The sequence below is a fragment of the Sphaerotilus mobilis genome, assembly GCF_004216565.1.
In the GTDB taxonomy this organism is placed as follows: domain Bacteria; phylum Pseudomonadota; class Gammaproteobacteria; order Burkholderiales; family Burkholderiaceae_C; genus Sphaerotilus; species Sphaerotilus mobilis.
On sequence record NZ_SGWV01000011.1, the window covers coordinates 91,552 to 104,018 of the forward strand.

The following is a 12,467-nucleotide window of genomic DNA, read 5'->3' on the forward strand; positions in this document are numbered from 1 at the left end:
TCAGGCCGGGAACACGCCGGTCGACAGATAGCGGTCGCCGCGGTCGCAGACGATGAAGACGATGGTCGCGTTCTCCAGCCGCTCGGCCAGCTGCAGCGCGACCCAGCAGGCACCGGCCGCCGAGATGCCACCGAACAGGCCTTCCTCGCGCGCCAGCCGGCGGGCCATGTCCTCGGCCTCGGGCTGGCCGACGAGGATCAGCTCGTCGACGCCGGCCGGGTCATAGATGCGCGGCAGGTACTCGGTCGGCCACTTGCGGATGCCAGGGATGCGTGAGCCCTCGGACGGCTGCGCGCCGACGATGCGGATCGCCGGGTTGCGCTCCTTCAGGTAGCGCGACACGCCGGTGATGGTGCCGGTGGTGCCCATCGCCGAGACGAAGTGGGTGACGCGGCCGGCGGTGTCGTTCCAGATCTCCGGCCCGGTGGTCTCGTAGTGGATGCGCGGGTTGTCGGCGTTGGCGAACTGGTCGAGCACACGGCCCTTGCCTTCGCGGGCCATCTGATCGGCCAGGTCGCGGGCGTATTCCATGCCGCCGGACTTGGGCGTCAGCACCAGTTCGGCGCCAAATGCCTTCATGGTCTGGGCCCGCTCGATCGACAGGTCCTCCGGCATGATCAGCACCATGCGGTAGCCCTTGATGGCAGCGGCCATGGCCAGCGCGATGCCGGTGTTGCCGGAGGTGGCCTCGATCAGGGTGTCGCCCGGCTGGATGTCGCCGCGCTGTTCGGCGCGCCGGATCATGCTGATCGCCGGGCGGTCCTTGACCGAGCCGGCCGGGTTGTTGCCTTCGAGCTTGCCCAGGATCACGTTGCCGCGCGCGGCGTTGGCCGCGCCGGGCACGCGCTGCAGCCTCACCAGCGGCGTGCGGCCGATGACGTCTTCGATGGTCGGGTAGTCGGGCGAAGGATGTGGCTGGCTCATGGTGTCTCCTGCGGAAATTGTCGCAGCAGGTCGCGCAGGCCGTCTGTGGCCGATTGCCAAGGTCAGCGCGCTGCAGGGCCGCCGCGCGCCGACCTGGGCCGATGGGGTCAGGGGCGCGTGCATAATCCGCCCCTTCAAGACGCATCGACCGACGCAGCCGGAGTGGCGAAATCGGTAGACGCAGGGGACTCAAAATCCCCCGCCGCAAGGTGTGCCGGTTCGAGTCCGGCCTCCGGCACCAGCCCGCGGTCGATGCCATCCGGCGCCTGTTCTGGCGCGCTTCCGGACCCACCCCCGTGCCGCCTCGAGCGGCATTGTTTTTACAGCCCCCTCCCAGACGCCGCGATGCCCCAGCTTCCTCCCGTCACCAAGGCGCTGCTGCTGATCTGCACGGCCGTGTTCTGCGTCCAGCTGCTGCTGGGTCCTTGGCTGGAAGGCTGGTTCGCGCTGTGGCCGGTGGCCAGCGGCCACTTCATGCCGTGGCAGTTGTTCACCTATGCCTTCCTGCACGGCGAGCCGCTGCACCTGTTCTTCAACATGTTCGGCCTGTACATGTTCGGTGCCGAGATCGAGATGATCTGGGGCCGTCGTCGTTACATGCAGTACCTCGCGGCCAGCTCGATCGCGGGTGGCCTGACGCAGCTGGTGTTCACCGCCGTGATCGGCCAGTTCGGCCCGACGCTCGGGGCTTCCGGGGCTCTGTTTGGCCTGCTGCTGGCCTTCGGGATGATGTTTCCGGAGCGGACCATCATGCCGCTCTTCCCGCCCATCCCGATGAAGGCCAAGGTCTTCGTCGCGGTCTTCGGTGGCCTGGAGCTGCTGTCGGGCGTGTTCAGCCCCTACGGCGGCGTGGCGCACTTCGCGCACCTCGGCGGCATGCTGGGTGGCTGGCTGATGGTGCGTTTCTGGCGCGGACAGCCGCCGTTCCCGCCGCGCCGCCGGCGTTGACGTTGGCGCTGACGCTGGCGCTGGCGCCCGCCACCGGGTCTTGCCGGTACGCGACCTGAGCGCTTCCACCTCCTGAAAAGTCCCCTGACCAGCAGGGGCCACGGGTCCGGTTCATGCTTGGTTACCCGGGCATCAGGACCTGGAAGGGGTGCACCATGAAGCTGGTCGTCTGCTCCGATCCCTTGAGCCGCTGGTGGCGCGCTCAGCTCTCGCCGGACGTCATCGCGCCCGTGGTCTGGCGCTGGGTCTGGCTGGCGGTGGTCGCCTTGTCCCTGGGGGCCGCGATGTGGACGCCGGCCGAGGCGGCGACGTCCGAGGCGCCACGCGCGTCGACTCAGCCGGTCTCCGAAGAGGAGCGCCGCACGATGGGCGAGGCCCTGCAGCGGGCCAGCGATGCCTCGATCGGCGTGCTGGTGCGGGTGGTGGACGGGTCGGCGTCGGCCGAAACGCTCGGCGCGATCCGCAAGGGTTCTGGCGTGGTGATCGGCGAGGACGGCGTCGTGCTGACGATCGGCTACCTGATCCTCGAGGCCGAGCAGATCGACCTGGTGCTGGACGACGGACGCATCGTGCCGGCCCGTCCGCTGGCCTATGACGTGGCGACCGGCTTCGGGTTGGTTCAGTCGCTGGTCCCGCTGCCGCTGCGGCCGGTGCCGTTGGGCGATTCGGCGGCGATCAGCGCCGACGAGACGCTGATGTTCGTCAGCGGTGGCCAGGGCGGGGCGGTCAGTCCGGCCCGGCTGCTGGCGCGCGGCCAGTTCGCCGGCTACTGGGAATACCTGATCGAAGGCGCGCTGTTCACCGCACCGGCCCGGCCGGATCACAGCGGCGCCGGCCTCTACAACCGGCACGGCGAGCTGGTGGGCATCGGCTCGCTGGTCCTCAACGACACCCGCGCCAGCCTGCGCCAGCCCGGTGCGTGGCTGCGCCCGGACGGTGCGCCGGGTGGGCGTCTGCCGGGCAACCTGTTCGTGCCGATCAACCTGTTCAAGCCCATCGTCGACGAACTGCGCCAGCGCGGTCGATCACAGGCCAGCGAACGTGCCTGGCTGGGCCTGAGCTGCGCCGAGTCCGATGGCCGCCTGACGGTGCTGCGCGTCAGCCGCGACAGTCCGGCCGAGCGGGCGGGTGTGCGCCAGGGCGATCGCATTTTGCGCATCGATGGCGCAGGTGTTGACGACCTGCCGGGCTTCTACCGCCACATCTGGCAAGGCGGCCAGGCCGAACGCGACGTGCAGATCGAGGTCAACCGCAGCGGCGAGGTGGTGCGCCTGATGCTGCACACGGTCGACCGGCAGATGACGCTCAAGCGGGCGACCGGGATCTGACGGCCCGCGCCCAGGTCAAGCGACCAGGCCGCTGCGCACATGCGGGTGCCGCAAGGCGACCCGCAGCTCGTCCTTCAGCCGCCGGTTGTCGAGCTGGCGCGATTCGGACATGAAGCTCAGCAACATGGGCGAGAGCTGCACGCGGGCCTGTTCGCGGCTGATGCGCGGTGGCCGAGGCAGACCGCACAGGTCGGCAGCGAGGTCGAAGTACGCGCCCATCTTCAGGGCCGAGTCGTCGCAGGCGTGGTAGACGCGCTGTGGCGCGCCGCGCCAGAGGGCGGCCCGGCAGATCCGCGCCAGGTCGTCGGCATGGATGTGGTTGGTGTGCACGTCGTCCTCATCGCGCAGGACCGGCGTGCCGCGTAGCAGGCGCTCGCGCGGATGGCCGCCGGGGCGGTCGAGCGCGTAGATGCCGGGGATGCGCAGCACCGAGGCAACGACCCCTTGCCGCAGCGCCCACGCGCGGATCGACTGTTCGGCCGCCACCCGGCGCTGGCCCCGCGAACTGGCGGGTGCGGTGGGCCGGGTCTCGTCGAAGCGCGCGCCGCCGGCATCGCCGTAGACGCCGGTTGTGCTCGCATAGACCAGCCGTTGCACGGCCTGGGCGCGCGACAAGGTCCGCAACAGGTTGAGCGTGCGCGGATCGCCCTCGCCGTGCTGCGGCGGCGGTGCCAGGTGCAGCACACGCGGGGCCAGTGCGGCCAGCCGGCGCAGGCTGGCGGCGTCGTCCAGGTTGCCGATCAAGGGCGTGATGCCGAGGGCCCGCAACGCCTCGCACCGGCTGGCTTGAGACGTCAGCGCATAGAGGCGCGTGCCAGCGTCGCCGCGCGAGCTCTGGCGCGCCACGCGCAGGCCGACATCGCCGCAGCCAATGATCAGCAGACGGGTCCGGCGCAGCCGGCGGGGCAGGGCGCCCAGCGGGGCGCGGGCAGGGCAGTTCAGGAGGGGCATCGAGCGGTGGCCAGGTGGGTCGGTCTGCCGTCGCGGGGCACAATTCCGCCCTTTTTGACGACCTGTCAGCCGAGGATAGCGAGATGAACCTGACCGTGACCGTGCAGCCCGCCGGCCGTTCCTTCGAGGTGGCGCGCGACGAGGCCATCCTGCCCGCCGCGATCCGCCAGGGCATCGGACTGCCCTATGGCTGCAAGGACGGCGCCTGCGGGTCCTGCAAGAGCCGGCTGCTCGAAGGCAGGGTGATCCACGGTGCGCACCAGCTCAAGGCCCTGAGCGTCGCCGAAGAGGATGCCGGCTACATCCTGACCTGCTGCGCGACGCCGCAGACCGACTGCGCGATCGAGCAGCGCCAGGTCACCGCCGTGGGCCAGTTCCCGATCGTCAAGATGCCGGCGCGCGTGTCGACCTTGCAGCGCATGGCGCCCGACGTGATGGTGGTGACGCTGCAACTGCCGGCCAACCAGGTCTTCCGCTACCACGCTGGGCAGTACGTCGAGTTCATCCTGCGCGACGGTGCGCGGCGCAGTTACTCGATGGCCAATGCGCCAGACGACCTGCCGACGTCGATGGAACTGCACATCCGCCACATGCCTGGCGGCAAGTTCACCGACCACGTCTTCGGGGCGATGAAGGAGAAGGAGATCCTGCGGCTCGAAGGCCCCTACGGCAGCTTCTTCCTGCGCGAGGACAACGACCGACCGATCGTGCTGCTGGCCTCGGGCACCGGCTTTGCGCCGATCAAGGCGCTGATCGAGCACATGCGCGCCAAGGGCATCGAGCACCGTCCGACGACGCTGTACTGGGGCGCGCGCCGGCCGGCCGATCTCTACCTGCACGGCTGGGCCGAGCAGGCCGCCGCCGAACTGCCGTGGTTGCGCTATGTGCCTGTCTTGTCGGACGTCACGTCCGAAGATGGCTGGCCCGGTCGGACCGGCTTCGTGCACCGCTCGGTGCTGGCCGACCTGCCGGACCTGTCGGGGCACGAGGTCTACGCCTGCGGCGTGCCGATCATGGTTGAGTCGGCCCGGCGCGATTTTGTTTCGCAAGCCGGCCTGCCTGAGGAGGCCTTCTACGCCGATGCCTTCACCAGCGAGGCCGACAAGCACGTGGCCTGATCAGGCCCGCAAACGACGAAGGGCCCGCCGTCGCGAGCCCTTCGTCGTCGATCATGCAAAGACAAAAGGCCCGCTCGCGCGGGCCTTTCGACGTCCACCCGGAATGGCTTCAGGCCGCGGGGGCCAGGGCCTTGACCTTGGCGGACAGGCGGCTCTTCAGGCGAGCGGCCTTGTTCTTGTGGAAGATGCCCTTGTCGGCGATCGAGTCGATCACGCCCTGAGCCGTCTTGAAAGTGTCGCCGGCCTTGGCCTTGTCACCGGTGGCAACGGCCTTCAGCACGCTCTTGACGGCGGTGCGAAAGCGCGAGCGCAGGGCGGTGTTGGCGGCGTTGAGCTTGACGTCCTGACGGGCGCGCTTGCGGCCCGACGCGATGCGGACCGTCTTTTTCTTGGCTTTGGAAGCGGTGGCCATGGTGTTTGGAGTCCGGGTGGAAAGCCTCAAAGTATAGCACTGGCATTCCGGGTCGTCCATGCCTGGGGCGGCAAACATCGGTCGGGACGCCGGCAGCGGCCCTGATAATCCGGCGCTCGGTCGCCGCTGCGGCTTCCACATGACCCTTGTCTGCCGCCCATGAGCTTGCTGCGCTCCGCCTCCGTTGTCTCGGCCTTCACGCTGCTGTCGCGCATCACCGGGCTGGTCCGCGAGCAGCTGATCGCCGCTTCCTTCGGGGCCAGCAGCTCGACCGACGCCTACCAGGTCGCCTTCCGCATCCCCAACCTGCTGCGGCGGCTGTTTGCCGAAGGTGCGTTCTCGCAGGCCTTCGTGCCCATCCTGGCGGCCAGCCGGGCGACCCACGGCGATGCGGCCACGCACACGCTGGTCGATGCCGTCGCCACCGTGCTGGCCTGGGTGCTGGTGGGGGTGTGTGCGCTGGGCGTGCTGGGCGCGCCAGTGCTGGTCTGGTTGATGGCGGCCGGTCTGCCCGATGCCGCACAGGCCGAGGCGGTGGTGATGACGCGCTGGATGTTTCCCTACATCGGCTGCATGTCACTGGTGGCGCTGTCGGCCGGCATCCTCAACACATGGAAGCGGTTTGCGGTGCCGGCGGCCACGCCGGTGCTGCTCAACCTCAGCGTCATCGGCGCGGCTTGGTGGCTCGCGCCGGTGTTCGGGCGGGCGGGCTGGCCGCCGATCCAGGCGTTGGCGGTTGGCGTGATGGTCGGTGGGGTGCTGCAGCTGCTGATTCAGGTGCCGGCGCTGCACCGGCTCGGCCTGTTGCCGCGCATCGGCGTCGGCCTGGCTGCCCTGCGTGCGGCCTGGCACCACGACGGCGTGCGACGCATCCTGCGGCAGATGGCGCCGGCGCTGCTGGGCGTGTCGGTCGCGCAGCTGTCCTTGCTGGTCAACACCCAGATCGCTTCGCACCTGCAGGCTGGTTCGGTGTCCTGGCTGACCTATGCCGACCGGCTGATGGAGTTCCCGACCGCCCTGCTGGGTGTCGCACTCGGCGTCGTGCTGCTGCCGCAGCTGTCGGCCGCCCAGGCCGGGGGCGAGACCGAACGCTATTCGGCCCTGCTCGACTGGGGTCTGCGCCTGGTGGTGATGCTGGCGCTGCCCTGCGCGCTGGCGCTGCTGGTGTTCGCCGAGCCGCTGGTGACGGTGCTGTATCACTACGGCCAGTTCCAGCCCGTCGACGTGCGCCAGACCGTGATCGCCCTGATGGGATACGGCGTCGGCCTGCTCGGCCTGATTGCCATCAAGGTGCTGGCGCCGGGTTTCTATGCCCGTCAGGACATCCGCACGCCGGTTCGCATCGCCATCACGGTGCTGGCGCTGACGCAGTTGTTCAACCTCGCGCTTGTGCCGCTGCTTGGCCATGCCGGGCTGGCCCTGTCGATCGGCCTGGCGGCGATGGTCAACGCGACCTGGCTGCTGATCGGCCTGCGCCGGCGCGGCAGCTACGTGCCCTCGGCCGGCTGGCGCGGCTTCTCGCTGCAGGTGCTGGCGGGTTGCATGGCGATGACGGCCTTGCTGCTGGCCGCCGCACGGCGCTGGGACTGGGTCGGGCTGGGCGCGACGCCCGGCCTGCGCGTCGCCCTGCTGGCCGGTGTGCTGGGGTCGGCCGCGCTGGTCTACTTTGGCGTGCTGCGGCTGGCTGGCGTCGACCTGAAGCAGTTCGCGCGGCGCGCCTGATCCACACGGGAACCCAGCCGAGAGGCGTGATCGATACACTGTTTGCATGCTCTGGACCGCGCCCACGCCCCTCGACTACTTCGCCTCGCTGGTGGCGGACGACGACCAGTTCGCGCTGACCGAAGCCGCCGTGTCGCTGGCTCAGGACGATGACCCGGCGCTGGACACCCAGGCCGTGCTGGCGACGCTGGATGCCCACGCGCAAGCCGCCCGCAAGCGCTTGTCGGCCAGCGCCGAGCCGCTGGAACGGGTCCGCGCGCTGCACCAGTACCTCTATGTCGAAATGGGCCTGGCCGGCAACGTCAACGACTTCTACAGCCCGGCCAACAGCTTTCTGCACGAGGTGCTGCGCACGCGCCGCGGCATCCCGATCTCATTGGCGGTGATCTACCTGGAGCTGGCCGGCCAGATCGGCCTGGACGCGCGTGGCGTGTCCTTCCCGGGCCACTTCCTGATCCGCCTGCGGCTGCCGTTGGGCGATGCGCTGATCGACCCGCTGAACGGCCAGTCGCTGTCGCGCCAGGAGCTGGAATCGCTGGTCGAACCCTATGCGCAACGCAGCCGCGAACACCGCGACTGGGGCATGGAGGGTGGGGGCCTGCCGGCCGACTGGCTGGCGCCGTTCATCGAGCCGACCGAGCCGCGCGAGATCGTCTCGCGCATGTTGCGCAACCTCGAAGCGCTGCACCGCACCGCCGAGGACTGGTCGCGCCTGCTGCAGGTCCAGCAGCGCCTCGTGACCCTGCTGCCCGATGACTGGAGCTGGCGGCGCGAGCGCGGCCAGACGCTGGCCCGGCTGGGCCAGAACGCCGCTGCCATCGAGGACCTGAGCTGCTATCTGCGCCACCAGCGCGGTGGCCGCGACCGGGCCCATGTGCAGGCGCAGCTGGAGGCGCTGCGCGAATCCGGCCCGCCGCGCTGGCATTGAGGCGGCGCGCTGCCTTGCGTGCGCTTTTCCTAGAATCGCGGGTTTTTGCCGCGTTGCGGCTGGCGTGATCGCACCGACATGAACCTCCACCCCGCTCAACGTCTGGCACTGGCCTGGCTCGGCCTGGCGCTGGGCTGCCTGGGCTTCGTGTGGCTGCTGGCGCCGGTGCTGATGCCCTTCGTGACCGCGTCGGTGCTGGCCTACGCGCTGGCGCCAGCGGTCGAGCGCCTGACCCGACGGCGCTGGCCGCGCCTGCTGTCGGTGATCGTCGTCGAGCTGATCGCCCTGGCGCTGGTGACCGGCGTGCTGCTGCTGATCGTGCCCATCCTGTCGCGCGAGCTGCCGCTGCTGCGCGAGCAGATCCCGCTGCTGGCCGCACGCATCAACGAGAGCGTGGTGCCGCTGCTGCGCGGCTGGGGCATCCAGGTCAGCCTGGACATCGCCAGCGTCAAGGCCTTCGTCGTCAAGTACCTCAATGCCAACGTCGACGACAGCCTGGCCACCTTGATCAGCTCGGCGCGCATCGGTGGCAGCTTCGTGCTGGCCCTGCTGGGCAATCTGGTCCTGCTGCCGGTCGTGCTGTTCTACCTGCTGCTGGACTGGCCGCGCCTGATCGCCTGGCTGCGCGAGCTGGTGCCGCTGCGCCAGCAGGATCGGGTCCAGGGTTTCCTGAGCGAATGCGACGAGGTCCTGGGCCAGTACCTGCGCGGCCAGATGCTGGTGATGGCCGTGCTGGCGGCCTACTACACCGTGGCGCTGGCGCTTGCCGGTTTCGACCTGGCCTTGCCGATCGGCGTCTTCACCGGGCTGGGCATCTTCGTGCCCTACCTCGGCTTCGGTCTGGGGGCGCTGCTGGCCACGCTGGCGGCCTTGCTGCAGTTCGCCAACCTCTACGGCCTGATGGCGGTGCTGCTGATCTACGGCATCGGCCAGTTGCTCGAGAGCTTCGTGCTGACGCCGCGGCTGGTCGGCGAACGCATCGGCCTGCACCCGATCGCGGTCATCTTTGCGCTGCTGGCCTTCGGACATCTGTTCGGCTTCGTGGGCGTGCTGATCGCGCTGCCGGCGGGCGCCTTGACGTTGGTGGCCTTGCGGCGGGCGCGTGTCGCCTACCTGGCCAGCCCGCTCTACCTGCGCTGACGCGACCGATGCCCGCGTCTTCCTGCTCCTGCTCATGATCGATCCGCGATCCACCCTCCCGATGCGCCAGGTGCCGCTGGCCCTGGTGCCGGAGCCCGCTTGGCGGCTCGACACCTTCGTGCCGGGCGCCAACACCCAGTGGCCGCAGGTCCAGGCCGCCTTGCTGACGCCGCAGCCAGCCACGCCCTTGTACCTGTGGGGGCCGGCCGGCTGCGGCAAGAGCCACCTGCTGCGCGCAGCAGCGTCGCTGGCTCAGGAGCAGGGCCTGAGCGTCTCGGCGCACGACCTGCTGTCGCCGCTGCCCTGGGAGTTCGACGAGCAATGCGGCCTGCTGCTGCTCGACGACTGCGACCGCTACGACGCCGAACGTCAGCGTGCCGCCTTCGCGCTGTTCGTCCAGGCCAGCACCTACGGCGTGCCGGTGCTGGCCGCCGGCCGCTTGCCGCCGGTCGACCTGACCTTGCGCGAGGACCTGCGCACCCGCCTGGGCTGGGGCCTCGTCTACGAGCTGGTGCCGCCCAGCGAGGAACAGGTCCGCGCGCTGCTGCGCCGCGAGGGCGACCGGCGCGGCGTGCTGCTCAACGACGACGTGATCGACTACCTGCTCAAGCGCTGTGCGCGCGACCTGAGCCACCTGATGCACCTGCTTGACCGCATCGACCGCCACGCCCTGTCGACCCAGCGCGCGGTCACGCTGCCGCTGCTGCGTCAGGTCCTGAATGAACCGGAGACCGCTTGACCCCAGCCACGACCGACGCAGCGCCGACCCCGGACGGGCGCCGCCACCTCTGCCTCTTCGACCTTGACGGCACGTTGTTGCCGATCGACTCGGACCACGCCTTTGGCGAGTTCATGGTCGCCATCGGCTGGACCGACGGCGACGAGTTCAAGCGCCGCAACGACGCCTTCTTTGCCCAGTACCAGGCCGGCACGCTGGACCTGCCGGCCTACATCGACTTCGCCACGTCGGCCTGGCGCCACCGCCCGCTGGCCGAGGCCGAGGCGGCCCATGCGCGCTACATGGCCGAGGTCATCACGCCGCAGATCCGGCCGGCCGCGCGCGAGCTGGTGCAGTTCCACCAGCAGCGCGGTGACCTGGTGGCCATCGTCACCGCGACCAATGCCTTCGTGACGACGCCGATCGCACGCGCCTTTGGCGTCGATCACCTGCTGGCGGTCGATCTGGAGCGCAGCAGCTCGGGCGATTGGCTCGGCTGCATCCGTGGTACACCCACCTTCCGAGAGGGCAAGGTCGTGCGTGTGCATGACTGGCTCGCCTCGCAGGGCCTGACGCTCGGGGAATTCGCCAGCGTCAGCGTCTACAGCGACTCACCCAACGACCTCGCGCTGCTCGAGATCGCCACCGAAGCGGTGGCCACCAACCCGAGTCCCGCGCTCGAAGCCATCGCCGTCGAACGCGGCTGGCGCATCCTGCGGCTCTTTCCATGATCAAGAACCTCATCCAGAAGCTGCTCGGCAAGAGCGAACGCGAGCAGCAGCGCCCGGCTGCGGCGGCCGTCCCGGCGGGCCAGCGCACGGAGGTCGGCCGTGCCGAGCACCAGATCGACCCGAGCCTGATCGACGCCCGGGCCGTCAAGGTCGTGACGACGCTGCAGGACGCCGGCTACGAGGCCTACATCGTCGGCGGTGCGGTGCGCGACCTGCTGCTGGGGCATCGGCCCAAGGACTTCGACGTCGCCACCAACGCCACGCCCGAACAGGTCAAGTCGCAGTTCAAGCGCGCCTTCATCATCGGCCGGCGCTTTCGCATCGTGCATGTGGTGCATGGCCGCGGCCGTGAGCACGAGGTGATCGAGGTCTCGACCTTCCGCGCCCTGGTCGAAGCCAACGCGTCCGAGGCGGTCGAAGGCAACGAGAAGACCTCGCGCGCCGAACTGCAAGGGCGCAGTCACGCGGTTGACGCCAGCGGGCGGGTGCTGCGCGACAACGTCTGGGGCTCGCAGACCGAAGACGCTGCGCGGCGCGACTTCACCGTCAACGCGCTGTATTACGACCCGCGCCGCGAGGTGGTGGTCGACTACCACGACGGCATCGCCGACGCCCGTCGCCGCGTGCTGCGCATGATCGGCGACCCGGAGACACGCTACCGCGAGGACCCGGTGCGCATCGTGCGTGTGGTGCGTTTTGCCGCCAAGCTGGGCTTCGAGATCGAGCCGGCCACCCGCACGCCCATCCTGCGCATGGCCGACCTGCTGGCCAACGTGCCGGCGTCGCGCTTGTTCGACGAGATGATCAAGCTGCTGCAGACCGGCCACGCGCTGGCCAGTCTGGAAGAGCTGCGCAAGCAGGGACTGCATCGCGGCGTCTTCCCGATCCTCGATGCGGTGCTCGATGACGCACACCGCCACGACGGCCACGAGAAGTTCATCCACATGGCCCTGTCCGACACCGACCGCCGGGTCGGCGAGGGCAAGCCGGTGGCGCCCAGTTTCATGCTGGCCTGCATGCTGTGGCATGAGGTGGTCAAGCGCGCCGACGCGTTGCGCCATCGTGGCGAAGGGCCGCTGCCGGCGCTGCAGCAGGCCATCGACGCGGTCTTCGATGCCCGCATCGGCGACATCTCCGGGCGCGGCAAGCTGGCCGCCGACATGCGCGAGATCTGGCTGATGCAGCCGCGCTTCGAGCGCCGCACGCCGTCGACCGCCGCCGGCCTGATCGCCCAGCCGCGCTTCCGCGCCGGCTTCGACTTCCTGCGCCTGCGGGCCGATGCCGGCGAGGTCGACGACGCGCTGGCCGGCTGGTGGGAGGACTACTCGCTGGCCGATGACGCCGAGCGCGGCGAGTTGCTCGACCAGGCCCGCCAGGAAGACCAGGCCCGCCGCAGCGGCGCCGTGGCTGCCGGAGGCTCGGCCAGCCCTGCGGCCGCTGGCGCGCCGGCCCGCAAGCGCCGTCGCCGCCGCAAGTCCAATGGCGCAGGAGCGTCCGGCGAAGGCGTGTCGACCGCGAGCGACGCCGGACCGGACGCCTGAGTCCCT

At 69.9% G+C, this 12,467-nt stretch carries 12 protein-coding genes and 1 tRNA gene; 10 read left to right on the plus strand and 3 right to left on the minus strand.

From position 1 onward, the window contains the following. Positions 1 to 924 carry a cysteine synthase CysM gene (cysM, locus tag EV685_RS15635; protein WP_130482986.1) on the minus strand — a complete coding sequence of 308 codons (924 nt, stop codon included), beginning with the start codon at positions 922 to 924 and terminating at the stop codon, positions 1 to 3. A 156-nt stretch (positions 925 to 1,080) separates the two neighbouring features. On the opposite strand from cysM, the gene EV685_RS15640 reads away from it, so the two are divergent. The 3 genes from EV685_RS15640 (at position 1,081) to EV685_RS15650 (ending at position 3,200) form a co-directional block, all read left to right on the plus strand. Beyond that, a tRNA-Leu gene (locus EV685_RS15640) sits at positions 1,081 to 1,165 on the plus strand. A gap of 104 nt (positions 1,166 to 1,269) precedes the next feature. After that, positions 1,270 to 1,872 (plus strand): rhomboid family intramembrane serine protease, encoded by a 603-nt coding sequence (locus EV685_RS15645; RefSeq protein ID WP_130482987.1) that lies wholly within the window; start codon positions 1,270 to 1,272, stop codon positions 1,870 to 1,872. Positions 1,873 to 2,027: 155 nt separating this feature from the next. Beyond that, on the plus strand, positions 2,028 to 3,200 hold the full coding sequence (locus EV685_RS15650; RefSeq protein WP_130482988.1) for a S1C family serine protease: 1,173 nt from the start codon (positions 2,028 to 2,030) through the stop codon (positions 3,198 to 3,200). A gap of 15 nt (positions 3,201 to 3,215) precedes the next feature. Here the strand turns inward: EV685_RS15650 and EV685_RS15655 are convergent, their stop codons facing one another. Then, positions 3,216 to 4,151 (minus strand): SDR family oxidoreductase, encoded by a 936-nt coding sequence (locus EV685_RS15655; RefSeq protein ID WP_130482989.1) that lies wholly within the window; start codon positions 4,149 to 4,151, stop codon positions 3,216 to 3,218. Positions 4,152 to 4,234: 83 nt separating this feature from the next. Here EV685_RS15655 and EV685_RS15660 point away from each other — a divergent pair, with 83 nt between their 5' ends. Continuing rightward, on the plus strand, positions 4,235 to 5,269 hold the full coding sequence (locus EV685_RS15660; protein ID WP_130482990.1) for a CDP-6-deoxy-delta-3,4-glucoseen reductase: 1,035 nt from the start codon (positions 4,235 to 4,237) through the stop codon (positions 5,267 to 5,269). Positions 5,270 to 5,378: 109 nt separating this feature from the next. Here the strand turns inward: EV685_RS15660 and rpsT are convergent, their stop codons facing one another. Then, the gene (rpsT, locus tag EV685_RS15665) at positions 5,379 to 5,681 is read right to left on the minus strand and encodes a 30S ribosomal protein S20 (protein WP_130482991.1); all 303 of its coding nucleotides are present in this window, start codon (positions 5,679 to 5,681) and stop codon (positions 5,379 to 5,381) included. A 159-nt stretch (positions 5,682 to 5,840) separates the two neighbouring features. Between rpsT and murJ the strand changes: the two genes are divergently transcribed. The 6 genes from murJ to pcnB all read left to right on the plus strand — a co-directional run bounded on the left by murJ (position 5,841) and on the right by pcnB (position 12,461). Continuing rightward, complete coding sequence (gene murJ / locus EV685_RS15670; RefSeq protein WP_130482992.1) at positions 5,841 to 7,403, plus strand: murein biosynthesis integral membrane protein MurJ; 1,563 nt, start codon at positions 5,841 to 5,843, stop codon at positions 7,401 to 7,403. Positions 7,404 to 7,449: 46 nt separating this feature from the next. Next, the gene (locus EV685_RS15675) at positions 7,450 to 8,331 is read left to right on the plus strand and encodes a SirB1 family protein (RefSeq protein WP_130482993.1); all 882 of its coding nucleotides are present in this window, start codon (positions 7,450 to 7,452) and stop codon (positions 8,329 to 8,331) included. A gap of 78 nt (positions 8,332 to 8,409) precedes the next feature. Beyond that, a complete protein-coding gene (locus EV685_RS15680) occupies positions 8,410 to 9,471 on the plus strand; it encodes an AI-2E family transporter (RefSeq protein ID WP_130482994.1) in 1,062 nt (353 codons plus the stop codon). 34 nt (positions 9,472 to 9,505) lie between these two features. After that, entirely contained in the window at positions 9,506 to 10,210 is a 705-nt protein-coding gene (locus EV685_RS15685; RefSeq protein WP_242615624.1) for an HdaA/DnaA family protein, read from the plus strand. After that, a complete protein-coding gene (locus tag EV685_RS15690) occupies positions 10,207 to 10,920 on the plus strand; it encodes an HAD family hydrolase (RefSeq protein WP_130482995.1) in 714 nt (237 codons plus the stop codon). Before EV685_RS15685 ends, EV685_RS15690 begins: the two co-directional genes overlap by 4 nt. Then, complete coding sequence (gene pcnB / locus EV685_RS15695) at positions 10,917 to 12,461, plus strand: polynucleotide adenylyltransferase PcnB (protein ID WP_130482996.1); 1,545 nt, start codon at positions 10,917 to 10,919, stop codon at positions 12,459 to 12,461. Before EV685_RS15690 ends, pcnB begins: the two co-directional genes overlap by 4 nt. The last annotated feature ends 6 nt before the right edge of the window (positions 12,462 to 12,467 follow it).